Source organism: Labrys sp. LIt4, assembly GCF_017813775.1.
In the GTDB taxonomy this organism is placed as follows: domain Bacteria; phylum Pseudomonadota; class Alphaproteobacteria; order Rhizobiales; family Labraceae; genus Labrys; species Labrys okinawensis_A.
The window spans coordinates 1-25,217 of record NZ_JAGIPY010000004.1 but is presented as its reverse complement, the minus strand read 5'-3'; the positions used below and the strand labels follow the sequence as shown (position 1 = coordinate 25,217).

General features: G+C 65.3%; 17 protein-coding genes. 7 read left to right on the top strand and 10 right to left on the bottom strand.

Going from position 1 to position 25,217, the window contains the following annotated elements; all coding sequences use genetic code 11:
* Positions 1 to 2: 2 nt before the first annotated feature.
* Positions 3 to 866, bottom strand: coding sequence for an ABC transporter permease (locus J8I29_RS08490; protein ID WP_209431323.1), 864 nt, complete (start codon positions 864 to 866; stop codon positions 3 to 5).
* 134 nt (positions 867 to 1,000) lie between these two features.
* The gene (locus tag J8I29_RS08485) at positions 1,001 to 2,086 is read right to left on the bottom strand and encodes a spermidine/putrescine ABC transporter substrate-binding protein (protein WP_105860825.1); all 1,086 of its coding nucleotides are present in this window, start codon (positions 2,084 to 2,086) and stop codon (positions 1,001 to 1,003) included.
* Between the two features lie 108 nt (positions 2,087 to 2,194).
* Between J8I29_RS08485 and J8I29_RS08480 the strand changes: the two genes are divergently transcribed.
* Positions 2,195 to 2,818, top strand: coding sequence for a TetR/AcrR family transcriptional regulator (locus J8I29_RS08480; protein WP_105860824.1), 624 nt, complete (start codon positions 2,195 to 2,197; stop codon positions 2,816 to 2,818).
* A gap of 141 nt (positions 2,819 to 2,959) precedes the next feature.
* On the opposite strand, the gene J8I29_RS08475 is transcribed toward J8I29_RS08480, so the two are convergent.
* Complete coding sequence (locus tag J8I29_RS08475) at positions 2,960 to 4,258, bottom strand: MFS transporter (RefSeq protein WP_245196812.1); 1,299 nt, start codon at positions 4,256 to 4,258, stop codon at positions 2,960 to 2,962.
* A 238-nt stretch (positions 4,259 to 4,496) separates the two neighbouring features.
* Between J8I29_RS08475 and J8I29_RS08470 the strand changes: the two genes are divergently transcribed.
* Together J8I29_RS08470 and J8I29_RS08465 are read left to right on the top strand one after the other, a co-directional pair.
* Entirely contained in the window at positions 4,497 to 6,164 is a 1,668-nt protein-coding gene (locus J8I29_RS08470) for an amidohydrolase (RefSeq protein ID WP_209431321.1), read from the top strand.
* Positions 6,165 to 6,258: 94 nt separating this feature from the next.
* The gene (locus J8I29_RS08465) at positions 6,259 to 7,599 is read left to right on the top strand and encodes a hypothetical protein (RefSeq protein WP_209431320.1); all 1,341 of its coding nucleotides are present in this window, start codon (positions 6,259 to 6,261) and stop codon (positions 7,597 to 7,599) included.
* 39 nt (positions 7,600 to 7,638) lie between these two features.
* Here the strand turns inward: J8I29_RS08465 and J8I29_RS08460 are convergent, their stop codons facing one another.
* The 5 genes from J8I29_RS08460 to xdhA form a co-directional block, all read right to left on the bottom strand.
* Complete coding sequence (locus J8I29_RS08460; protein WP_348535992.1) at positions 7,639 to 8,004, bottom strand: hypothetical protein; 366 nt, start codon at positions 8,002 to 8,004, stop codon at positions 7,639 to 7,641.
* Between the two features lie 251 nt (positions 8,005 to 8,255).
* Complete coding sequence (locus J8I29_RS08455; RefSeq protein ID WP_209431318.1) at positions 8,256 to 10,199, bottom strand: solute carrier family 23 protein; 1,944 nt, start codon at positions 10,197 to 10,199, stop codon at positions 8,256 to 8,258.
* A gap of 189 nt (positions 10,200 to 10,388) precedes the next feature.
* Positions 10,389 to 11,303, bottom strand: coding sequence for a xanthine dehydrogenase accessory protein XdhC (gene xdhC, locus J8I29_RS08450; RefSeq protein WP_209431317.1), 915 nt, complete (start codon positions 11,301 to 11,303; stop codon positions 10,389 to 10,391).
* Positions 11,296 to 13,665 carry a xanthine dehydrogenase molybdopterin binding subunit gene (xdhB, locus tag J8I29_RS08445; protein ID WP_209431316.1) on the bottom strand — a complete coding sequence of 790 codons (2,370 nt, stop codon included), beginning with the start codon at positions 13,663 to 13,665 and terminating at the stop codon, positions 11,296 to 11,298. Before xdhB ends, xdhC begins: the two co-directional genes overlap by 8 nt.
* On the bottom strand, positions 13,658 to 15,136 hold the full coding sequence (gene xdhA / locus J8I29_RS08440; protein WP_209431315.1) for a xanthine dehydrogenase small subunit: 1,479 nt from the start codon (positions 15,134 to 15,136) through the stop codon (positions 13,658 to 13,660). The genes xdhB and xdhA overlap by 8 nt, the downstream gene beginning before the upstream one ends.
* An 866-nt stretch (positions 15,137 to 16,002) precedes the next feature.
* Between xdhA and guaD the strand changes: the two genes are divergently transcribed.
* Both guaD and J8I29_RS08430 read left to right on the top strand, forming a co-directional pair.
* Positions 16,003 to 17,334 (top strand): guanine deaminase, encoded by a 1,332-nt coding sequence (gene guaD / locus J8I29_RS08435; protein ID WP_348535991.1) that lies wholly within the window; start codon positions 16,003 to 16,005, stop codon positions 17,332 to 17,334.
* Positions 17,335 to 17,669: 335 nt separating this feature from the next.
* A complete protein-coding gene (locus tag J8I29_RS08430) occupies positions 17,670 to 19,127 on the top strand; it encodes an NCS1 family nucleobase:cation symporter-1 (RefSeq protein ID WP_105860814.1) in 1,458 nt (485 codons plus the stop codon).
* A gap of 219 nt (positions 19,128 to 19,346) precedes the next feature.
* On the opposite strand, the gene dctA is transcribed toward J8I29_RS08430, so the two are convergent.
* Positions 19,347 to 20,657: a C4-dicarboxylate transporter DctA gene (dctA, locus tag J8I29_RS08425; protein WP_105860813.1), complete on the bottom strand. Its 1,311-nt coding sequence runs from the start codon at positions 20,655 to 20,657 to the stop codon at positions 19,347 to 19,349.
* Positions 20,658 to 21,036: 379 nt separating this feature from the next.
* On the opposite strand from dctA, the gene J8I29_RS08420 reads away from it, so the two are divergent.
* Positions 21,037 to 21,999, top strand: a complete 963-nt coding sequence (locus J8I29_RS08420) for a hypothetical protein (RefSeq protein ID WP_209431314.1) — start codon at positions 21,037 to 21,039, stop codon at positions 21,997 to 21,999.
* Positions 22,000 to 22,012: 13 nt separating this feature from the next.
* Here J8I29_RS08420 and J8I29_RS08415 read toward each other — a convergent pair whose 3' ends face one another.
* Positions 22,013 to 22,915 carry a LysR substrate-binding domain-containing protein gene (locus J8I29_RS08415; RefSeq protein WP_209431313.1) on the bottom strand — a complete coding sequence of 301 codons (903 nt, stop codon included), beginning with the start codon at positions 22,913 to 22,915 and terminating at the stop codon, positions 22,013 to 22,015.
* Positions 22,916 to 23,317: 402 nt separating this feature from the next.
* Here J8I29_RS08415 and gcl point away from each other — a divergent pair, with 402 nt between their 5' ends.
* Positions 23,318 to 25,093, top strand: a complete 1,776-nt coding sequence (gene gcl, locus J8I29_RS08410; protein WP_209431312.1) for a glyoxylate carboligase — start codon at positions 23,318 to 23,320, stop codon at positions 25,091 to 25,093.
* The last annotated feature ends 124 nt before the right edge of the window (positions 25,094 to 25,217 follow it).

The window sequence follows — 25,217 nt, the reverse complement described above, 5'->3', positions numbered from 1 at the left end:
GCTCAGGCCCTCTCGATCTTCAGCCAGCGCGCGCAGGCGACATAGGCCAGCGTCACCACCGCCATCAGCACGATCGACAGGGTGGCGGCCATGGGCAGATCCGCCCGGCGCCCAAGCTGCAGCATGATGATCTGCGGCAGCACCAGCTCATTGTTGCCGCCGAGGATCTGCGGGGTGACGTAGTCGCCGATGCAGAGCACGAAAGTGAGGAAAGCACCGGTCATGATGCCGGGCAAAGTGAGCGGCAGCACCACATGCCAGAAGGTCTGCAGGCCGTTGGCGCCGAGATCGGCCGCGGCCCGCCGATAGTTCGGGGAGAGCTGGATCAGATTGGCGTAGATGGTCAGCGTCAGCAGCATCACGAAGAAATGCACGAAGCCGATCACGGTGGCGGTGCGCGTCGAGGCGAGGTCGAGCGGCTCGGCGATCACGCCGAGCGCCGGCAGGGCCTGGTTGATCACGCCGGCCTTGGAGAGCACCAGCAGCCAGGCATAGGACCGCACTACATAGGAGGTCCAGAACGGCAGCACGGCCAGGATGAGGGCGAGGCGCTGATAGCGCTTGGGCACGCGCTCGGCGATGATCCAGGCGAGGGGATAGGCGAGCAGCACGGAGAGCACGGTCACCATCGCCGTGATCTCCAGCGAATTGACCAGGCCCTTGAGCAGGGATTCCTTCTGGAAGAAGGCGAGGTAATTGTTCAGGTTCCAGCTCTGGATGATCTGGCCGCCCTGCAGCGACCACAGGCTCATCGCCGCCATGAAGGCGAAGGGGACGACGAAGAAGGCCAGCGTCCAGCCCAGCGCCGGCAGGACGAAGCCCCAGGCCTTGCGGCGCTCGGCCGCCTCGAGGCTGGATGCGGTCATGGTCGATCCCTTATCCCGGGTGCGCGGACGTCCCGTCCGCTCTTCCTATCCGCGAGCGTAGCGCTTCCAAGAGCGGCCGTCGCGACAATCGGCAAAGCCGATTGCGCGGCTACGTCCGCGCACCCGGAAAGAATTCACTGCTGCATCATGTCGGTCCAGGCATCCTGCATCTTCTTGTCGAGCTCGGCATTGGGCGCGGGATAGAGCTGGGCCTTGGCGAGATAGCCGGCCTGGTCGTTCCAGCGCAGCGCCGTCTTCTGGGCATCGGTCAGATGGTCGCCGGCCTTCTTGTTGGCGGGCATCGCCCAGTAGCAGGAGGAGGTGGCAAGGCGCGCCTGGCCTTCCGGGCTGAGAATGTACTGCACGAATTTCAGGGCGAGGTCCTTGTGGGCGGAATCCTTCATCACCCCGATGGACTGCGCCCAGCGTACGGCACCCTGGTCCGGCACGGTCCAGTCGAGATTGGGCTTTTCGGCTGCGAGCGCGGCGGTGATCCATTCGCCGCCGCCGACCAGGATGTCGACTTCGCCGGTGGCCAGCGCCGTCTGCGAAGCGGTGACCTCGCTGACCTGCTTGGAAACCTTCTTCATGGCGGCAAGCTTGTCCTGGATGGCCGGCAGGTCGGCCTCCGACAGCTCGGCCGTCTTCTTGCCGAGGCCGACCTGAACCAGGCCCATCACCGGCATGTAGTAGTCATAGATGGCGATACGGCCCTTATACTTGTCGGACCACATCACGCTGAGGTCCTTCATGTCCTTCGGGTCGACCTTGGTCTTGTCGTAGGAGATCGTGTTGTAGCCGAACTTCTCGGTGGCGGCGTAGATCTTGCCGTCCTTGCTGTTCTGCGCCTCCATGCGCACTTCCGGGAAGGTATCGGCGAGCGGCAGCGCATCGGCCGGCATTTCGGCGAGGAGGTTCTGGTCGACGGCGCGCTTGACGTCGATGGCGTCGATCACCAGCACGTCCCAGTCGCCCGGACGGGACTGGGCGATGATGGAAAGGCCCGCACCGGTGCCCTCATAGGTCTTCAGGTTGACCTTGACGTTGTTGGCCTTCTCGAACGGCTCGATCAGGGCCGGATCGGTATGGTCGCACCAGACGAGGGCGTTGAGCTGGTCCTCGGCGCGGGCGGATGCGGCGGCAGAGAGGCCGGCCGCGCCGGCGAGAACGGAGGCGAGGAGGAGACGGCGCGCGGGGGCGCGGCTTGCGGGCGATGTCATGTCATACCTCTGGCTGGCGGCACGTCTTGATGGTGCTCTAATAAAGAAATTGAGTGAGTTCATTTTTTAAGTCAATATCAATTTTAGAATACGTTCAGAGGATGCGGCATGGCGGGATTACGCGCAAAGCAGAAGGCGGACAGGAACCGGCGCATTCTCGAGGCCGCCACCCGCCTCTTCCGCGAAGGGGGCTATGACAGCGCCAGAATCGAGGATATCGCCGACCTCGCCGAGGTCTCGGTGGGCACGCTCTACAATTACTACCAGAACAAGGGCGACATCCTGCTCGCCGCCGTCACCATGGAGGTGGAGGAAGTGCTGGAGGCCGGCCGCCGGATCGTGGCCAATCCGCCGCCGACCGTACAGGCGGCCCTGCAGGCCCTGATCGCGCAATATTACGACCATTCCCTGGTCTATCTCTCCAAGGAGATGTGGCGGGTCGCGATGGCGCTGTCGATCCAGCAGCCGGACAGCCCGTTCAGCCGGCGTTACACCGAACTCGACCGGCGGCTCTGCGGGCAGGTTTCCAGCCTGGTGCTCACCCTGCAGAAGCGCGGCGCCGTGCGTGCGGATGTGGACGCGGCGGCGGTCGGGGAGATGTTCTTCAACAATCTCAACCTGATGTTCATCGAATTCGCCAAGGACGAGGCGATGCCGCTGGATGCGCTGAAAGCCCAGGTCGAACGGCAGAACCGGCCACTGTCGGGCTTGATCGCGAGCGGGCAGGCTTGAGTGCGACAGCCTTCCCCCCGTGCGGGAGAAGGTGCCCCGAAGGGGCGGATGAGGGGAGAAACTCGACTTTTACGAGGGATGCGCCAACACCCCTCATCCCCCTGCCGGGACCTTCTCCCGCAGGGGGAGAAGGACTTACACTCAGCTCTCGACCTGCAGCACCTTGTCCTGCCCGGCTTCCAGGGCGCTCCAGGCGGCGAGGAGGGCGAAGGCGATGAACAGCAGCGTCGGCGCGGCGAAGCTGCCGGTGATGCCGCGCAGCAGCCCGGCAAGCAGCGGGCCGAAGCCGGCGATGATGTAGCCGAAGCCCTGCGCCATGCCGGACAGGCGGGCGGCGACATGCGCATCGGGCGAGCGCAGGATGATCAGCGTCATCGCCACCGCGATCAGACCGCCCTGGCCCATGCCGCAGAGGATGGCGCCGATCCAGGCGAGCGACAAAGGCAGCCAATAGCAGGCGGCAAAGCCGACGGCGCCGCAGGCGAGCAGCGCAAGGCAGACCAGGCGCTGGTCACGCCCGCGCATGGCCAAGGGCGGCGTCGCCAGGCAGGCCAGCATCTGCACCACCACGGAGCCGGACACCAGAAGCCCCGCACTGGTGCCTTCCATGCCGCGATCGCGCAGCATCGGCGCCATCCAGCCGAAGACGATATAGGCCATGGCCGATTGCAGGCCCATGAACAGCGTGACCTTCCAGGCGAGCCTGTCGCGGAACAACCCCTTGACGGCCGGCCTGGCGGACGCATGGTCGTGGCCTGCCCCGAGGGCTTGCGGCGCCCAGATCAGGGCGGCTGCGAATGCGGGCACGCCCCATAGGGCCAGCGCGGCAGGCCAGTTGCCCGACAGCGCCTTTTCGAGCGGCACGGTAAAGGCCGCGGCGGCGGCCGCGCTGCCGCACAGCGCCATGGTGTAGAGCCCCGTCATCAAGGCGATCCGCCTGGGGAAGTCGCGCTTGACCAGACCCGGCAGCAGCACGTTGATCATGGCGATGCCGGCGCCGGCCAGGAAGGAGCCAAGAAATAGGAAAGCAGCATTTCCAAATCCACGCAGACCGGTACCGAGCGCGATGACCAGCATGCAGGCCAGGATGACGCGCTCGGCCGAGAAGCGCCGCGCCAGATTGGGAGCCGGGAAGGAGAAGACGCCGAGGCAGACCACCGGCAGCGTGGTCAGCACGCTCGACCAGAATGCATTGAGGCCGGTGTCGCGCACGATCTCGGGAAGCACCGTCGACAGGCTGGAGAATACCGCCCTGAGATTGGCGGCAATCAGCACCAGGCTGACGCCGAGCAGGATGTGTGCCGCGATGCTCGTTCCGCCGGGCTCCGGCCCCTCCTCGACATCGATGAGAGGCTCTCCCGGCGACGGATGAAGCTCCTGAGGGAGGTCCTGGGAGCCCGCAGAATGCCGGAGCTGATTCTCAAAGGATCTGTCGGTCAAATAATGTTCGATTCGAAATGGAGGAAAGTCAGGGGCAGCCGGGATCGGCAAGACGGCGCGAATGCTCTTACCAATAAAGGCATCCACCGGGGTGCTCAACCGGGCTGCGTCCCGATGGGTGCAGGGGAGACATGCGCCAAAACGCGGCAGGCGCGCGGCCTCTCGCCCGCTTGCCCGGCCTGCCGGAATAGGCTCTCTTGCCCGCCACATTTGCAACGGCGGAATTCCGGGGGCGCGCATGCCGCAGGCCGATCTCATCATCCACAATGCCCGCATTCTCACCATGGATGAGGAGCGGCCGCGCGCGCAGGCCCTGGCGGTCGCCGGCAACAGGCTGCTCGCCGTGGGCAGCGACAGCGAGATCCTGGCCCTGGCGGAGGAAGGCACAAGGCGCATCGATGCCGGCGGCGGCACCGTGCTGCCGGGCTTCAACGAGGCCCATATGCATATTTTCGGCGGCTCGGTTTCCCTGACCCAGCTTTCCCTGTTCGGGGTGAAGGGCTTCGAGGCCCTCAAGGAGGCGGTCACCGCCTATGCCGCCGCCAATCCCGATCTCGGCCTCCTCGTCGGCCTGTCGGCCGATTACACCATCCTGTCCGACACGGAGAAGGTCAGCCGCCACCATCTCGACGCCATCCTGCCGGACCGGCCCTTCCTGATGCTGGCGCCAGACCGCCACACCGCCTGGGCCAACACGGCCGCGCTGAAGGCGGCCGGCATCCTGGAGGGGCGCGACGTCGGGGTGGGCAACGAAATCGTCATGGGTGAGGACGGCCTGGCCACCGGCGAGCTCAAGGAAGCCAATGCCATCGATCCGGTGGCGGAAATGGGCATCACCGCCGGGCGCGACCATCTGGGCATCGGCACGGGCGGGGATCCCGACCATGTCACGCCGGAGGAGCGGGCGTCCGATCTCGCACTGATCCGCCGGGGCCTGGCCTATTGCGCCGAGCTCGGCCTCACCAGCGTGCAGGCCATGGACGGCAATCTCTACCAGCTCGAGATCCTGGAGGAGATCGAGCGCGAGCATGGCCTGCCGGTGCGCGTGCGCATGCCCTTCCACATGAAGAACTTCATGGATCTCGGCATGATCGAGGCGAAGGCGGCAAGCTGGCGCCGGCGCTTCGACAGCGACAGGCTGCGCTGCGATTTCGTCAAGGTCTTCGTCGACGGCGTCACCGAATCCGGCACCGCCGTGATGGTGGACGACTACGCCGACCAGCCCGGCTGGAAGGGCGAGCCGCTGTTCACGGGCGAGCATTTTGCCCGCGTCGCGGTCGAGGCCGACAGGCTTGGCCTGCAGGTCGCCGTGCATGCCATCGGCGACGGCGCCGTGCGCATCGTGCTCGACGGCTACGAAGCCGCCCGCAAGGCCAATGGGCCGCGCGACAGCCGGCATCGCATCGAGCATATCGAGGTGGTGCATCCCGACGATATCGGGCGGTTTGCCGAACTCGGCACGGTGGCCTCCATGCAGCCCACGCATCCGCCCGGTTCGGCAGGCCTGCCCCTGGAGCCCTATCTCAGCCGCATCGGGGAGGCGCGCTGGCCGCTCGCCTTCGCCTGGCGGACCCTGAAGGACGCCGGCGCCCGCATCGTCTTCGCCACGGACTGGCCGGTCTCGCCGCTGTCGCCGCTGGCCTGCATCCAGGACGCGATGACCCGCCAGCCCTGGAAGGAAGGCATGCCCGACCAGCGCCTCAGCCTGGCGGAGACGCTCGGCGCCTATACCAGCGAAGGCGCCTGGGTGGAGTTCATGGAAGACCGCAAGGGCCGGCTCAAGCCCGGCTACCTCGCCGACATCGTCGTCCTTTCCGGCGATATCGAGGCGACGCCCGCAGCCGAGCTGGCGGCCCTGCGTCCGGTCGCGACGATCTGCGACGGCAGGATCACCCACCAGACCTGAACCCTTCACGCAGCCGTCACGAGCCTGATCGTTAATTGTCTCCCGGGCGGCCGCGCCGGAGGAGGCTGCCGGGTCTCGATGTCGGGGGCGCATGATGCCGGACCGCAAGAATGCCGTCATTCTCACGCACGGCATGGGCGAGCAGATGCCCATGGCGACGCTTCGGGGTTTCGTCAAAACCGTCTGGACCGACAATCCGGACATCCACGCGCGCCGTCCGTATGATCCGCCGGATACGGGAAATCCGGTCTGGTGGAAGCCGGATACCCGCAACGATTCCAACGAGCTCTATCGCATCACCACCCGTGCGGGCAGCGGTCAGTCGGGGGGCAGGGGGCCGCGCGTCGATTTCTTCGAGTTCTACTGGGCCGATCTCACGGCCAGCAACACCACGGCGCAAATCCGCGATTGGTTCATGTCGCTGTTGTTCCGCTGGCCGAGCCAGGTTCCCGCCGACGTCTGGGCGGTCTGGCTGCTGCTCTGGATCCTGACCCTCCTCGTGCTGGGCCTCGTCGGGCTGCAGGCCCTGGCTCAAATGCTGGATTGGAAGCTCGGGATAGGTGTCAACCTCGCGCTCGGGGTTATGACCTTCTTCGGCGCCTTGTTCCTGCGTGCCGTCGTGGCCACCTTCGGCGACGTGGCGCATTATGTCCGTGCCAAGCCCGCCAATATCCAGGCGCGCCGCGAGATCCGCAAGAGGGGGCTCGAGCTGCTGCGGACCTTGTCGAAGAGCGGCGAGTATGACCGCATCATCCTGGTGGGCCACAGCCTGGGCAGCATCATCGCCTATGACCTCATCCGCATTCTCTGGGCCGAGGAGATCCCGGCGCGGACATTCGCGCCGGGCAGCAAGGCGGCGGCCGCCTTGGCGGCGCTCAAGGTGGCCGCGACGGGCCTCGATGCCGATCCCTCGAACCGTGAACGCCTCGACAAATACCAGAAGGAGCAGAACGCTCTCTTCCGCTGCCTGCGCGATGCCCAGGCCGATGTGAAACAAAGCTGGCTGATCTCCGATCTCGTCACCCTCGGCAGCCCGCTCACCCATGCCGAGTTCCTGATGGCCCGCGACGACAAGGTGCTGGCCGAGGACAAGGAGGCGCGGCGCCTGCCGACCTCGCCGCCGGCCGTCGAGGTCGACGGCGATTACGCCTATTCCGTGTCCAATCCGGCGGCGGCGATGCGGCTGCATCACGCCGCCCCGTTCGCGGCGGTGCGCTGGACCAATATCTACGACCCGGCCAAGGCTATCCTTCTCGGCGACATCATTTCGGGGCCGCTCCGCGAGAATTTCGGCAACGGTGTCCGGGATGTCTCCGTCACCATGGGCCGGCGATATCTCCGCCGTTTCTTCACCCATACCTGCTATTGGGAAAAGGACGGCGCCGAGCAGAGCCTTGCGGCCCTCAGGCTGGCCTTGAAGCTCGACGAACGCTGAGCCGGCTCCTTCCAAGACCGGCCCAGCGCCTGCGAGGGATCAGGATTTCTTGGGCTTCTTGTCCGGCAAGGGCAGGCTTGCGGCCTTGGAGTTGGAAGCCTTTGCGTCGGAAGCTTTGGCACCGGAAGCTTTGGCCTTGCGAGGCCTTTCTTCCGCTGTCTCTTCGGCCTCTTCCGCGCTGCTGTCGGCCAACCTATGCTTGATGGCCAAAGCATAAATCGTGTTCAGGACATTTCGATCAGTCAACGTCGGGTCGCTGAGGGCAAGGAAACCTGCCCTGGCGATCCGTTTGCTGTTGGCCTTCGAGACGCGCCCGACGATATACGTATAGAGAGCCTCGTCGGAGAGGCCAGACGTTGCTCCTTCGATCAAATATTCATAAATTTTCTTCTTGGTGTCACCCACGTGCCGGTCCTTCGATTGTGAATCGGGCAGACCATGCGTCATCGGGCTGTCACAAACAACCCTGCCGGGGCAGCCCCCCTGCAAGGCGAAGGTTACAAATGCAAAAGGCCCCCGGGCAGGCGGTGCCGGGGGCCTTCTTCGCGGTCCGCCTCATGGCGTTTTGCGACTAGACGGAGTCAGCTGGAATCGCAAAGACGCGTCAGAACAAAGAGTTGGAACAAGGAAGCGCGCACGCTTGAACGTGCTTTGCTCTAGGCGAACCGTTCCTGCAATTGCACCAGATGGGAGGTCGCGATCGGATTGGCGTTGGCCACCAGCTTGTCGAAGCGGACATTGGCGATCTTGGCGATCTCGATCAGGCCGGAGGAGCGCTCGACTGTCGGCGAGTTGGCCATGCGCGACCAGCCGCTCGCCAGCACCCGCTCATAGCGCTCGACCTCATGCGCGCAGATGATTAGCGGGAAGCCGAAATGCTTGCGGTAGGCCCCGGCCAGCTTGTTGACCTCGGCCAGGTCCTCATTGTCGAGGCCGGCATCGGAATGGTCGAGCAGATAGACATTGCCGGCGTCGCCTTCGCTGCCGAGATCGGCAAAGGAATTCAGCAATTGCAGCTGTTCCTCGGCCGAACCGGTGAGCAGGGCGTCATGGAAGGCCGAACGCAGCGCGATGGTGTCGGCGAAGGGACGCAGCGCATAGGCCCGCTCCAGCACCCAGGGCGTGTTCTCGACCAGGCCGCCGAAGGTCTTGGCGAACTCGGCGCTGCTCATCTTGTTGACATCGGCCAGGGTGACCAGCGTGCCGCCGGGGCGACCGGCCACGGCGGGGCTGTGCACCTTGCCGACATGGTTGAAGATGATGTTCAGGGCGATGGCGGAGATGGCGCCCAGCGTGATGCCCGAACCGAAGATGATCTGGGCCCATTGCGGAAAGGCGTTGGCGACGAAGGGCTGCGCCGTCACCAGCATGCCGAGACCCACGCTGGTCGAGACGATCACGATGTTGTTGTGGTTGTTGAAATCGACCTTGCTGAGCGTCTGGATGCCCACCACGGCCACGGCCGCGAACATGGCGAGCGCCGCGCCGCCGAGCACCGGATGCGGTATGCCGGCGACGATGGCCGCGGCCTTGGGCAGCGAACCCAGGATGATCATGATCACGCCGGCGGCGACGATCACCCAGCGGCTCTTGACCTGGGTGAGACGCACCAGGCCGACATTCTCGGCAAAGCAGGTATAGGGGAAGGAATTGAGCACACCGCCGATGAAGGTGGCGAGGCCGTCGGCGCGGATGGCACGGCCGATATCCTCGGGGGCGATGCGCTTCTTGACGATCTCGCCGGTGGCGAAGACGTCGCCGGTGGTCTCGACCATGGTGATGATCATCACCACCATCATGGACAGGATCGCGGTGATCGAGAAGGTTGGCCAGCCGAAATAGAAGGGCGAGGTGTAGCCCACCCAGCCGGCATTGGCGACCTCGCCGAAATGCGCGTCGCCGAGGGCCCAGGCTACCAGGGTGCCGGCGACCAGGCCGATCAGCACCGCCACCGTTTGCATGAAACCGGTGAACACGCGCTGGATGCCGACGATCAGCGCCAGCGTGCCGAAGGCGTAAGCGAGGTTCTTGAGCAGGACCGGGTCTTGCATCGCGTTCGGGCCCTTGCCCACCACGATATCGTTGGCTGCCACCGGCAACAGCGCCACACCGATGATGAGGATCACCGATCCCGTCACCACCGGCGGGAAGAAGCGGGTGAGCCTGGCGAAATGGGAGGCGACGGCGAAGGTGAACAGGCCGGCCACCAGCACCGAGCCATAGATGGAAAGCAGGCCTTCGGTGCCGCCGCCGGCGGCGAGGCCGATGGCGATCATCGGGCTCACGGCGGTGAAGGTCACGCCCTGCAGCAGGGGCAGCCGGACGCCGATATTGCCGATGCCGACCGCCTGGATGATGGAGGCGATGCCGCAGGTGAACAGATCGGCATTGATGAGGTGGATGAGCTGTTCGGGCGAGAGCTTGAGGGCGCTCGCCACGATGATCGGCACCAGCACCGCGCCGGCATAGAAGGCCAGCACGTGCTGGAAGCCGTAGGTCGCCAGTTTGGCGATCGGCAGGACCTCGTCGACGGGATGGACCCTTGAGGTCCCTTCCGAGGCGGTACTTGCCGACCCGTTGGTCTGTGTCAGCGTCGTCATTGAGACATCTCCCCTCCTGATCGTTACGATCGGCCGTCGCACCGGCCTGAGCGGAGTGTCGACGGCTATTTCAGTGCTGTGGCATGGGCGTGCAGAGGCGATCCTCGCCGCGAGCGGGAGAAGAGCGCCGGGTACTTCAGGGACATTCCAGGGACGGTTCTGGCCGGGGGGCCGGTATGAAACCGGGTGTCAGCCGGTCGTGGTCGCGATACCCGCCTTGGCCGAAGCCCAGGCGGGCCGTTGCAGCCTGGCCGCGCGCTGGGCGAAGCATCGCACCAGCTCGGCCGCCGTCAGGCTGGCAATGATTTCGGGGCGCTTGTCGTCGACATCGGCGCCGCCGATCGGGCAGGTCAATTCACCGAGCATGGCGAGGGTGCCGCTGTTGCGCAGGAACTGGCTTTCGAAACGCTTGCGCTTGGTCTTGGAGCCGATCATGCCGACATAGGCGGCGTCGCGGCGTTCCAGGGCCGCCTCGGTCAGGCGGTAGTCGAGCGCATGGCTGTGGGTGAGGATGATGTAGGCGGCGCCGGCGGGGGCGTCCGCGATGGCGTCGGCCGGATCCTCCAGATGCCGCACGCGGCAATTGTCGGGCAGGCCGGCGAGCATCTCCGCGCGATCGTCCACCAGCGTCACGGCGAAGGGCAGCAGCGAAAGCATGCTCGCGAGCGCCCGGCCGGTATGGCCGAGCCCGAAGACCAGCACCGGCGGCCTGTCGTCCAGGAGCTTTGCCTCGCGATCGCCGAGCCAGGCGGCCAGCCTGGCGGTCACTGGCTCGAAGCGCAGGGTGACATGGCCGCCGCAGCACTGGCCCATCGTCGGGCCGAGCGGGAGGTCCATGGTCTGCGAGACCGGGCCGGCGCCATCCCTGCCCTCGGAGAGCCATCCTTCTTTGCCTTCGGCAATCATAGAGCGGGCCACGTCGATGGCATGGAATTCGAGATGGCCGCCGCCGATGGTGCCGGCAACCGCATCTGATGTCACCAGCATCAGCGCGTCGACGCCGCGCGGCGTCGAGCCCAGTGCCGCCGTGATCTCGACCAGGATGCCCTGGCGGCCGTCGGCCTCGATCGTGGCGAGGAGCTTGCCGATCTCGAGATCAACCATGGCTTCCGTTCCTCTCCCGCACCTTGGCGCGCATCGCCTCGACCGCGAAGAGGACGCGCTCGGGCGTGGCGGGCGCATCGAGATCGGGGAAGATCTTGTAGTCGCCGATGCTGGCCACTGCGTCCGACAGGGCATGCAGGACGGAGATCGGCAGCACCAGTGGCGGCTCGCCCACGGCCTTGGAGCGGTGGATCGAGGGCATATGGTTGGGCTTGTTGAGCAGCTCGATGTTGAAGATGCGCGGCCGGTCGGAGGCCACCGGGATCTTGTAGGTGGAGGGCGCGTGGGTGCGCAGGCGCCCCTTGTCGTCCCACCACAGCTCCTCGGTGGTCAGCCAGCCCATGCCCTGCACGAAGCCGCCCTCGATCTGGCCGATGTCGATGGCCGGATTCAGCGAGGAACCGACATCGTGCAGGATGTCGACGCGCTCGACCCGGTATTCGCCGGTGAGGGTGTCGATCGTGACTTCCGAGGCGGCGGCGCCGTAGGAATAATAGTAGAAGGCGCGGCCGCGCCCGGCCTTGCGGTCCCAATGGATGTCGGGGGTGCGATAGAAGCCGGAGGAGGAGAGCTGGATGCGGTTGCTGTAGACTTCCTTGACGAAGTCCGGCCATTCGATCTCGCGGTTGCCCACCCGCACGCGGCCGGGCAGGAACTCGACCTGGTCGGCGGGAACGCCGTGCTTTTCCACGGCATAGGCGATCATGCGCTCCTTGATGTTGTTGCAGGCATTCAGCGCCGCCATGCCGTTGAGATCGGTGCCGGAGGAGGCGGCCGTCGGTGAGGTGTTGGGCACCTTGGCGGTGGTGGTCGGCGTGATCTTGACCATGTCGAGATCGATCTGGAAGGCCTGCGCCACCACCTGGGCCACCTTGATGTAGAGGCCCTGGCCCATCTCGGTGCCGCCATGGTTCACGCTCACCGACCCGTCGGTATAGACGTTCACCAGGGCGCCGGCCTGGTTCTGCCAGCTATTGGTGAAGGAGATGCCGAACTTGACCGGGGTGAGCGCGATGCCGCGCCGGAAGGGGCCGCCGCGGGCATTCTCCCTGAGATTCTCGGCGCGGATTTCGGCGCGCCGGGCCTGGTAGTCGCTGGATTCCTCGAGCTTGGCGATGATCTCCGCCGAGAGGTCCGCCTCCACCGTCTGGTGATAGGGCGTGAGGTCGCGGTCGGGTCCGCCATAGAAGTTGAGCTTGCGGATCTCCAGAGGATCCTTGCCGGTGGCATAGGCCACTTCCTCGATCAGGCGTTCGGCGCCGACCACCCCCTGCGGTCCGCCGAACCCGCGAAAAGCGGTGTTGGAGACGGTGTGGGTGCGCCAGGGCTGGGCGTTGAGGCGCACGGCCGGATAGAAATAGGCGTTGTCGGCATGGAACAGCGCACGATCGGTCACCGGGCCGGAGAGGTCGGCCGAGAAGCCGCAGCGAGCGGCGAACAGGATGTCGACGGCCAGGATGTGGCCTTCGTCGTCGAAACCGACCTCATAGTCGATCACGAAATCGTGGCGCTTGCCGGTGGCGACCATGTCGTCGTCGCGGTCGGGCCTGAGCTTGACCGCCTGGCCGGTGCGCCGCGCCGCCAGGGCAGCGATGGCAGCGAAAATGTTGCCCTGGGTCTCCTTGCCGCCGAAGCCGCCGCCCATGCGGCGGATCTCGCAGGTGATGGCGTTGCTCGGCACGCCGAGCACATGCGCCACCGCGTGCTGGATCTCGCTGGGATGCTGGGTGGAGGAATAGACGGTGACGTCGCCGTCCTCGCCCGGCACGGCAAGGGCGATGTGGCTTTCCAGATAGAAATGCTCCTGGCCGCCGAGATTCATCGAGCGCTTGATGCGCCGGGGGGCGGCGGCCATCGCCGCATCGAGATCGCCGCGGTTGAGGCTCATCGGCTCGGCGACGAAATCCTGGCCGTTCTTGCGGGCGGCGGCGATGTCGAGAACCGCCGGCAGCTCCTCATAGGTGATCCTGGCCTTGGCGGCGGCGAGGCGCGCCTCGTTGCGGGTGCGGGCGATCACGGCGAAGATCGGCTGGCCGTAGAACATCACCTTGCCCTCGGCAAAGACCGGGTCGTCGTGATGGTTGGAGGGGCTGATGTCGTTGACGCCGGGAATGTCGGCGGCCGTGAGCACCAGCTCGACGCCGGGGCTGTCCTTCACCGCCGAGAGGTCGATCTCCTTGATCAGGCCATGGGCGCAATGCGACAGGCCGAGGGCGGCGTGCAGCAGGCCGGCCGGTTCGGGCATGTCGTCGATATAGAGGGCCTCGCCGGCCACATGCTTGTGGCCGGAATCGTGGCGGGTGGATTGGTAGACGCCGCCGGTGACCTGATCGCGATTTGCAGCGAAGACGGGCTTATGCATGGGCGTCACTCCGGAGGATGCCGGCAACCCGGTGAACGGAACCGGTGGCCGTCTCGGCCTGGAAACGGCGGATCAGATTGGCGGCCACCGTCGAGCGGTAGCGCGCGCTGGCCCGCCAGTCGTCGAGGGGCTTGAAATCGCTGGCCAAAGCGAGGGCTGCGGCCTCGGCGGCCTGGGCGTCGAAGGCCCGTCCGGCAAGGGCCGCCTCCGCGGCGGCGGCGCGCTTGGGGGTGGCGGCCATGCCGCCGAAGGCCAGCACGGCGTTGGTGGTCAGCCCCGCCTCGTCCTGCTCGAGGCGGAAGGCGGCGCACACGGCCGAGATGTCCTCGTCGAAGCGCTTGGAGATCTTGGAGACGTGGAACAGCGTGCCCGGCCTGGGCTTGGGCACGATCAGGGCCTCGACGAAATCGCCCGGCTGGCGATCCTGCTTCTTATAGGCGATGAAGAACTGCTCCAGCGGCACGGTGCGCCGCTCGCTGCCTCGCCGCAGGATCACGCTGGCGCCGAGGGCGATCAGCACCGGCGGGGAATCGCCGATGGGCGAGCCATTGGCGACATTGCCGCCGATGGTGCCGGCATTGCGCACCTGCTCCGAGCCGAAGCGGCGGATGAGTTCGTCGATCTGCGGGTCGAGTCCGCCCAGCGCGGCGCGGGCGTCGCTGACCGAGGCCAGGGCGCCGATGACCAGGTGGTCGCCCTTGTCCTCGATGCGGTCGAGCTCGCCGATGCGGCCAAGGGCGATCACGGTGGCCGGACGCATCAGCATCTTGGTGATCCACAGGCCGACATCGGTGGCGCCGGCAACCAGGGTGGCATCGGGATGAGCGGCCGTGAGTTCGGCGAGCTGGTCGGCGGTGGCGGGGGCGAACAGCCTGCGGCCGCCTTCGGAAATCTCGATGACCTCCCGGTCGGCGAGGCCGGCCAGCTTTCGGGCGACCTCGGCGCGGCCGACATTGAGGGAATCGGCGCTGGAGGCCTCGATCTCATAGGCCCGGTCGAGCGCCGAGATGATCGGGCCATAGCCGGTGCAGCGGCACAGATTGCCGGCGAGGGCTTCTTCGATGCGTTCGCGCGAGGGGGCCTGCGCGGCGCCGAGCCACAGCGCGGTCAGGGACATCACGATGCCGGGCGTGCAGAAGCCGCATTGCGAGCCGTGCAGCTCCACCATGGCCTGCTGGACCGGATGCAGGCCGCCGCTGGCCTTCTTCAGATGCTCGACGGTGACGATGTGGCAGGCATCGAGGGTGGCCACGAAGCGGATACAGGCATTGATGGCTTCATAGCGCAGTTCGCCATCACGCAGCCGGCCGATCAGCACCGTGCAGGCGCCGCAATCGCCCTCGGCGCAGCCTTCCTTGGTGCCGACGAGCCGGCGCTCGTTGCGCAGCCAATCCAGCAGCGTCAGCGTAGGGTCGAAGCCCTCCAGCGAGAACTCGCGATCGTTGAGTAGGAATCTTACGGTTCGGCGCATGATCATCCGTGTGGTTTGGCGAGGTCTTTTGGCCGGCTTTCCGGCTTTCCGGCCCTGCAGCATAGTCGATGAAGGCACTGAAGCGAGCCAGGCGAATTGCCCGATCCCGAACATATCACTGCATGCCCGACGACTGGCGATCCGAGAACGGATGCACGGCGGCGAGCATGCCAAGTGGCTGGAACCGGGACTGGAGCCCGGCCGATCTCGAGCGAGATCGGAATCTGATCGGAGGGGTCGATCCGGCCTCCCTGCGCCGGTAATTTCCTCCCAAGGTCTCCTCGTCGGGCTCGCTTCGGAACAAGGCACGTTCGGCTTGAACGCCTGCCTGCACCAATTCGTTGCTTCCAGGCCAATCCGGAGGACTGGCCGGGGCGCCCTTGCGCTTCATGCCGATGCCGGCAGGCCGCAAGGTGCTTGAGCCTCTTTGTAGCACTTATAATTTCCCGACGGGCCTTGCAGCGGTAGACGGGCGTCATATGAAGGACTTCCCAATAAAATGTGACAATCGCCCGGCCAAGATATGGTTATGATGTCTCGCACGATCGGTGGGCCAGGCCATGGGATCTTGACGCAGTTGCAGGACCGACGCTCATGCTCGCATTGAAGACTCAGCGTCTTCACCCGAGCAAAGCGCGTTCACGCCTGGGCGCTCATTTGTGCCGACGCCTTGTTTCGAGGCGTTTTGCGATTACGGCCGACCCGTTGATCGCAAGGCGCCTTAGAGCATTTTCCAGAAAAGTTGACAGACTTTTTGACAAAGAAAATGCATGAAAAACAATAGGTTAGAGAGAAAGGGCGGTTAGGGTGAACCGCATTTTGCTCTGATCGGGCGCCCTGCGCGCCAGCCAGAAGGAAGCGACGTTGTGACGACGAAGGATATCTCGCGGGCGGATACGGCCCTGCGCGGCCGCCTGCTCTGGTTCGTGGAGCGCCCCGAGGAGCATGGCGCGGGCGCCGTGCGCTATATCGAGGACGGCCTGCTGGTCCTGGCCGGCGGCATGATCCTGGCGGTCGGCGAGACGTCCGTTCTGCGCCCGGCCCTTCCCGCCGGCGCCGCAATCCACGATCATTCGGGCCGGCTGATCACGCCGGGCTTCATCGATCCCCATATCCATCTGCCGCAGACCCAGGTGGTGGCCTCCTGGGCCGCCCAGCTGCTCGACTGGCTCAACACCTATACCTTCGTCGAGGAGCAGAAATATGGAGATCCGGCGCATGCCGCGCGCGGCGCCGCCTTCTTCTTCGACGAACTGCTCTCCAACGGCACCACCACGGCTGTCGCCTTCTGCTCGGTGCATTCGGCCTCGGCCGAGGCTTTCTTTGCCGAGTCCGAGCGCCGCAACACCCGCATGGCCGCCGGCAAGGTGATGATGGATCGCTATGCGCCCGACGCGCTCACCGACACCCCCCAGTCCGGCTACGATGACAGCAAGGCCCTGATCGGGCGCTGGCACGGCCGGGGCCGGCAGCTCTATGCCATCGCGCCGCGCTTTGCCATCACCTCCACCCCCGAGCAGCTCGAAGCTGCGGCGGCCCTGTCGCGCGAACATCCCGACTGCCTGGTCGAGACCCATATCTCGGAAAATCTGGAAGAGGTCGCCACCGCCAAGCGGCTCTATCCCGAATGCGCCGACTATACCGCGATCTACGAGAAATACGGGCTGTTCGGCCGCAAGTCGCTGATGGGGCACTCGATCCATCTGTCCGAGAGCGAACGCCAGCGCTATGCGGATGCCGATGCGGTGGCCGTGTTCTGCCCGACCTCCAATCTCTTCCTGGGCTCCGGCCTGTTCGATTGGAAGGCGATGCGCGAGCCCAGGCGGCCGGTGCGCATCGGCGTCGCCACCGATATTGGCGGCGGCACGTCCTATTCCATGCTGCAGACCATGAACGAGGCCTACAAGGTGCTGCAATTGCAGGGCCAGCGCCTGGATTCGCTGGCGCTGTTCCATGCGATGACGCGCGGCAATGCCATCGCCATCGGCCTCGATCACCTGATCGGCAGTTTCGAGCCGGGCCATGAATGCGATGCCGTCGTGCTCGATGCCAGGGCGACTCCCGCCATGGCGCACCGCATGGAGACGGTGACCACCCTGCCCGAAGAACTTTTCATCCTGATCACCATGGGCGACGACCGTGCGGTCGAAGAGACCTATGTGATGGGCGAGCCGAAGAAGCCGCGCAAGCGCGGCTGAGACAGCATCCGCCCTGCATCCGCCCACCGTCGCGGATCGGCGACGGTGGGTTTTTTATTGCCGGCCTGCCACGGCCATGGGCGTGCCTGTGGTCCGCGATTGGGCAGCCTGCCTCCGGTTCGAGCAGTATTGGCCGGGGCGACAATCGAGAATGCTCAGTACAGGCAAAATATCGGTTCTTATTGTTCTTATCTTGATTGACTTGCCTCCTGCGAAAGCCCTGACTGCAATATGCAGGATCAAGATTCGATCCCGCAATGACGAATGGAATCGCCGCCGGACATTACCAAACGTCATGCGATGACCTCCGGCAGGCAGGGGCAGGAGAGTTGGCTATGGAGATCAAAGGGGCATCGCCCGACCTCTACAACGAGGATCTGGCGCCGGCGAAAGTCCGCAATTGGGGACCGTTCAGCATCTTCAACGTCTGGACGTCCGACGTGCACAGCCTGTGGGGCTATTATCTCGCCGCCAGCTTGTTCCTGTTCTGTGGCGGCTTCGTCAATTTCATCGTGGCCATCGGCATCGGCTCGCTGGTCATCTACGCGCTGATGAACCTGATGGGCTATGCCGGCGTGAAAACCGGCGTGCCCTATCCCGTGCTGGCGCGCGCCTCTTTCGGCATCTGGGGCGCAAACCTGCCGGCCCTGGTGCGGGCCATCGTGGCCTGTTTCTGGTATGGCGCCCAGACGGCTGCCGCCTCCGGCGCCATCGTCGCGCTGCTGATCCGTTCGGAGAGCTTCGCCCAGTTCCATCGCGACGTGCATTTCCTCGGCCATTCCGGGCTCGAAGTGATCTGCTTCGTGGTGATCTGGGCCTTGCAGCTGCTGATCATCCAGAAGGGCATGGAAACCGTGCGCCGCTTCCAGGATTGGGCGGGGCCGGCGGTATGGGTGATGATGCTGATCCTGGCGATCTATCTATGCGTCAAATCCGGCAGCTTCGCCTTTTCCAGCGATATTCCGCTCGATGTCCTCCTGGAGAAGACCAAGGATGCCGGCGTGCCCGGCACGCCCGGATCCTGGACCTCGCTGTTCGCGGTCGCCGCGATCTGGGTGACCTATTTCTCGGCGCTCTACCTGAATTTCTGCGATTTCAGCCGCTATGCGCCCGACAAGGCGGCCGTGCGCACTGGCAATCTCTGGGGCCTGCCGGTCAATCTGGTGCTGTTTTCCATGGTGGCCGGCGTCACCACCATCGCGGCCTATGACGTCTATGGCGAGGTGCTGCTGCATCCCGACCAGATCTCGGCGAAGTTCGACAGCTGGTTCCTGGCGCTCCTGGCGGCGCTGACCTTCGCGGTGGCGACGCTGGGCATCAATGTCGTGGCCAATTTCGTCTCGCCGGCCTTCGATTTCGCCAATGTCTTTCCGCGCGCCATCGACTTCAAGAAGGGGGGCTATATCGCGGCCCTGATCGCCCTGGTGCTCTATCCCTTCGCGCCCTGGGAAGGCAGCGCCGCCAGCTTCGTCGGCGTCATCGGCTCCACCATGGGGCCGATCCTCGGGGTGATGCTGGTCGACTATTATCTCATCCGCAGGGGCGAGATCGACGTCGAGGCACTCTACCGCGAGGATGGCGAATTCCGCTTCCAGGGCGGCTGGCATGTCAACGCCCTGATCGCGGCCGGCATCGGCGCGCTGTTCTCCTCCATATTGCCCAACCTGACCAACTGGCTTCCGGCCTGGTGGGGCATCTATGGCTGGTTCTTCGGCGTCGCCATTGCGGGCGTCATCTACTACGCCCTGCGCTCCCTGGCGCCGGGCGTGAAAGTCTCGGGCGCGAAGGCCTAGAGCAAAGCGCGTTCAAGCGTGAACGCTTATTTGGTCTATCTCTTTGTTTCGACGCGTCTTCGCGATTCTTGGATGACTCCGTCTAATCGCAAAACGCCATAGGAAGCACCCGGGCGAGGGAGATGCGCGGTTGCCGCTCCCTCGTTCGGCAACAAGGCAGGTTCGATGTCGCCATATCCGGGCCGGGGTGGCGGGAGTGGCCTTCCCATTCCGTCCGCCTCAATCCGCCATGTCGCCGCTCTCACCGAGCACCTTGGCGGCCCTCGGCCGGTCGAGATCACCTTCCCAGGCGGCAATGACCACGGTGGCGACGCAGTTTCCGACGAGGTTGCCGACGGCGCGGGCCATGCCGATGAACCAGTCGACCGAGAGGACGAGCACCAGGCCGATGGCGGGGATAGAGGGGATCGTGTTGAGCGTGGCCGCCAGGATCACGATGGCCGAGCCCGGCACGCCATGGGCCCCTTTCGAGGTCAGCAGCGAGACCCCCAGCACCAGAAGCAGGTCCCCGAGCGACAGCGGCGTGTTGGTGGCCTGGGCGATGAAGACCACGGCCAGCGTGAGATAGATCGAGAAGGCATCGAGGTTGAAGGAATAGCCGGTGGGAATGACCAGGCCGACCACCGATTTGCGTACGCCCAGATGCTCCAGCTTGCGCATCACCTGCGGCAATACGGCGTCCGAAGAGGCGGTCGCCAGGACGATGGCGAGTTCCGCGCGCAGATAGGCCAGGAACCGGAAGATGTTCATGCCGGCCGCCGCCATGATGCCGCCCAGCACGACGATGACGAAGGCGGCGACGGCGGCATAATACAGGGCGACCAGCGAGACGAGCTGCTGCAGCGATCCCACGCCGTATTTGCCGACCGTGTAGGCCACGGCACCGAGGACGCCCAGGGGCGCGAGACGCACGATGAGCGACATGGTCTTGAACAGGATCGTCGCCACGGCATCCACGAAGGAGGAGATCCTTTCCGCCTTCTCGCCGCCCACCAGGGCGAGGCTGGTGCCGAAAAGGATGGCGAAGAACAGGACCTGCAGCACGTCGTTGCGCGCGAGGGCGTCGATCGAGGTGGTCGGGATGATATTGAGAATGAAGCTGCCGACACCCGCGCCCTGCAGCTTGTGCGCATTGTCGGCATAGCTACCCATGGCGCCGGCATCGAGCTTGGAGGCGTCGACATTCATGCCGTGGCCGGGACCGGCGAGCAGAGCCAGCAGCAGGCCGAGGGCGAGGGCCACCGTTGTCACCACCTCGAAATAGATCAGCGCCTTGACGCCGACGCGCCCGACCTTGCGCAGATCCCCGACGCCGGCGATGCCGTTCACCACCACGCAGAAGACGATCGGAGCCACGATCATCGAAATGAGCTTGAGGAAGCCGTCGCTCAGGACCTTCAGCTGGGCAGAGAAGCCCGGCGCGGCCATGCCGAGCACGACCCCGAGCGCAAGGGCCAGGAGGACCTGCAGGAAGAGGGAATAGATCAGTGGTTTCCGGCCGGCCGGGGCCGTAATCGCATCTACAGTCATCGGAATGTTCCTGTCCGAAGAGGCAGCGCTCGGTGGTTGTCCCGCAACCGGCCGGCACGCCACACCTTGCCGCTGGAGTGACGAGCCCACCCCGCGTCGCCGGCGGCGCGCGTCGGGCTCGCGTAGGAAATGCAAGCAAGGAGCATGCCAGCTGATCTTCACCGGAGCTCGCCCGGCGCGACTATTCCGGCAAGAGCGGCCATGCGGCGTCGCCGATCCAATAAGCACCTTTCTTGATATCATTTGCATCAATTTTGTCTAAACTGGTAAATATTTACCGTGCGTCACTTAATATAACTGTCAAATAATACTTCTTGAGAGACATCAAGGCGTCCATATAGACTGTTCCATATACTTCACGGGTCATTCGGGGTGGCCAATGAACTGGAACGGCGCTTTTCCCTTCGACAGCCATGACATGTCGGTGCTGTACACGATGGAGGTTGCCCGGCATGAGGAGCAGCTCAAGCGCGACGCCAGGACTGCGGCGGCCAATGCGGCGCTCGATATCTATGCCGGCATCGACGGCACGGGCTCCTATTCGGACCGGGCCTATGAGGCGGAATTCCAGAACAGTTTTGTGCAGCGCTTGTACCGGAGCTGGGGCAACGAGGCACGATATTACCGGCGGGGCCCGGGCTTTGATGGCGCCTCGACGCCGGCCCTGGGTATCGGCGCCTATCGTTCCGTGCGGGAGCGCTATCGGCACAAGGCGTCTGCACCCAAGCGGGTCTTCCTGGCCGGCTATAGCCGTGGCGGCGCGGCCGTAGTCTATGCCGCTTTTCTGCTCGGGCTGGAGGGCATTCCCGTCGACGGCCTGTTCCTGTTCGATGCGGTCGACAGGCAGCCCTTCAATTCGCCGCTCTTCATTCCGCCCAATGTCCGGGTGTGCTTCCATGCCCGCCGGGATCCGAAGACGGCGTCACGGACCCTGTTCGGCAGCTATGCGACCCGGCGCATGCCGGGCGCCTCCACCATCTACAAGCAGCAATATTTCTTCTGCACCCACGGCGGGATGGGTGGCACGCCTTGGGGTGTCGCCGATCCCGACGGCATGATCAACGAATCCAACGACTATCTGCCGCCCGGCGCCGGCAGTGCGCGGCGTCCTTCCCCTTCGTTGGCGGAACGTCTGGCCGGTGACCGGACGACCCGCGAAATCCTGAAATATACCGCGCCGGGAGCCTATGGCGCCCTGGAAGCCTACGACGCCTACAAATATCACAGCCGGACGAAGGTCACTCTGGCGCAGGAACAGGCCGAGTCGGCAAGGGTGTGGATCTGGATGTCGACGGCCCTGAAGGTCCTGCGCCGGGACGTGGCCGCCATTCCCGTTTCCTGACCTGCGGAAACATTCATTGGCGGCCCGGCTGGGCGCGCCAATCCGCCAGGAAGCGGCGGGCGAAGCCGAGAAAGCGCGCCAGAACCGGGCTGGGATCGCGCTGATAGACCATGCTGACATCGGCGCTGGGGGCGGGCGGCACGAGATCGCGATAGATCACCTCGGGCCGTGACAGGGCGCTGACGCTGCGGGGAGCGAGGGCGACGCCGAAACCGGCCGCGACCAGGCTGGTCAGCGAATAGGATTCGATCACCTGCTGGCTGATGCGCGGGATGAAGCCGGCTTCCACGCAGCATTGCCGCAGATAGACCGCAAAGCTGGAATCGCGCATCCGCAGGAAGACGTGTTCGTCCTCGTGCAGGTCGGCAAGGGCGATGGCGCCGCGCTCGGCGAGGCGATGCCCCGATGGCAGGAAGACGCCGACCGGCTCGCGCCAGGCGGTTTCGCGCACCAGTCCGGCATCCTCCGGCGGCATGCGCAGGAAGCTGATGTCGACGGCCCGGGTCGAGAGCGCATTGAGCTGGGCCTCGGGGGCCATTTCGTGCAGGCCGATCACCACGCCAGGGAACCGGCGCCGATAATCCGCCATCAGCGCTGCGAGCGGCCCGAGCAGCATGGAGCCGGTCGCCGCCACGTTGAGGGCCCCCGTCATGCCCTGGCCGATCGCCTTGACCTGGGTCGCGGCGAGCTCGGCGCTGGCGATGATGCTGCGGGCATGGGCGAGAAAGGCGGTACCGGCCTCGGTCAGCACGACCCTGCGGCTGGTGCGCAGGAACAGTACCGCGCCGAGCTCGTGCTCGAGATCGCGGATCTGCTGGCTCAGCGGAGGCTGCGAGATGTGCAGGCGCTGGGCGGCGGCCGTGAAGCTGAGCTCCTCCGCCAGGGCGATGAAGTAGCGCAGATGGCGCAGTTCCATAGCTGCTACGCGCCCCGGTCATCCCGTGCGCGATGCGGCATGAAATGCTGCTTCGCAGACACGGGACCGCTCGATGAGGGGGGCACTCTGTCCGGCATACGATCCCGGATCGGCAGCGCATCCCTGCGTGCCGCGATGCCTCCGGGATGACGGCGTGGGTACGTACTCTCCATGGCGGTCGCTCATCCATATGTTTGAGATATTGATTATATCGAACCATATATTGGACTAATAGCCCGGTCCCTGCAATCTTCGGGCAGCAAAGAGCGGAAGACACCGCTCCGCCGAACAATTCAACCATGCCTCGGATTCGATCCCGTCGGTCGCGTGCAGGGCGTGATTTCAAAAAGATAGACGCGTCTTTCCGATCCGCGGATCGAAGATGCTTGAGGAGAAACGCTCATGGCCCGCATGACCGCGGCGGAAGCTGCTGTGCACATCATGGAGAAAGAAGGCGCCACCTGTGCCTTCGGTGTCCCGGGTGCTGCGATCAACCCGCTCTACGCCGCGCTGCGTCCGCGCAACCAGATCAAGCATGTGCTGGCCCGCCATGTCGAGGCGGCTTCCCACATGGCCGAGGGCTATACGCGGGCCAAGGCCGGCAATATCGGCATCTGCATCGGCACCTCCGGGCCGGCCGGCACCGACATGATCACCGGCCTCTATTCGGCTGCTGCCGATTCCATTCCGATCCTGTGCATCACTGGGCAGGCCCCGCGCGCCCGCCTGCACAAGGAGGACTTCCAGGCCGTCGACATCGCCGCGATCGCCAAGCCCGTCACCAAGATGGCCGTCACCGTGATGGAGCCAGCCCAGGTGCCCGGCACCTTCCAGCAGGCCTTCCACCTGATGCGCTCGGGCCGTCCCGGCCCGGTGCTGATCGACCTGCCCTTCGACGTGCAGACGGCCGAGATCGAGTTCGATCCGGAGACCTATGAGCCGCTGCCCGTCTACAAGCCCAAGGCCACCCGCGCCCAGATCGACAAGGCCATCGCTCTCCTCCAGGCGGCCGAGCGCCCGCTGATCGTGGCGGGTGGCGGCATCATCAATGCCGATGCGTCCGACAAGCTCGTCACCTTCGCCGAGCTGACCGGCGTGCCGGTGATTCCGACCCTGATGGGCTGGGGCGCGATCCCCGACGACCACCCGCTGATGGTGGGCATGGCCGGCCTGCAGACCAGCCACCGCTACGGCAATGCCACGCTGCTCGCTTCCGACTTCGTGCTCGGCATCGGCAATCGCTGGGCCAACCGGCATACAGGCACGGTGGAGGTCTACACCAAGGACCGCAAATTCGTGCATGTCGACATCGAGCCGACCCAGATCGGCCGGGTCTTCGCGCCCGATTACGGCATCGCCTCGGATGCGGGCGCCGCGCTCGACGTCTTCATCGAAGCCGCCCGTGAGCTGAAGGCGCAGGGCGAGCTCAAGGATCGTTCCTCCTGGCTGGAGGAGTGCCGCGAGCGCAAGAAGACGCTGCTTCGCCGCACCCACTTCACCGAGACGCCGATCAAGCCGCAGCGCGTCTATGAGGAGATGAATAAGGCTTTCGGCCGCGAAACCACCTATGTCTCGACCATCGGCCTGTCGCAGATCGCGGCCGCCCAGTTCCTGCATGTCTACAAGCCCAGGGGCTGGATCAATTGCGGCCAGGCCGGCCCGCTTGGCTGGACGCTGCCGGCGGCGCTCGGCGTTTGCGCCGCCGATCGCAGCGCCTCGGTGGTGGCGATCTCGGGCGACTACGACTTCCAGTTCCTGATCGAGGAACTGGCGGTCGGCGCCCAGTTCAACCTGCCTTACGTGCATGTGCTGGTGAACAACGCCTATCTCGGCCTGATCCGCCAGTCCCAGCGCGGCTTCAACATGGATTTCCAGGTCCAGCTCTCCTTCGAGAACATCAACACGCCGGAACTGGGCGTCTATGGCGTCGACCATCTCAAGGTGGTCGAGGGTCTGGGCTGCCGCGCCATCCGGGTCACCGATCCGGAGAAGCTGCATGAGGGCTTCCTGGAAGCCAAGCGCCTGGCCGCCGAACTGCGCGTGCCGGTGGTGGTCGAGGTGATCCTCGAGCGCGTCACCAACGTCGCCATGGGCACCGATCTCGACAAGGTCACGGAGTTCGAGGATCTCGCCCTCGACGCCGCCGACGCGCCGACCGCGATCGCGCTGCTGGACTGAGACGATTTTCTTTACCCTCCCCTCGATGGGGAGGGTCGGACGAAGTCCGGGGTGGGGTGAGAACCGCTGCCCTGGCCGAGCCATCCCCCCACCCCCACCCGACCCCGCGCCCCCCCCCCCCCAC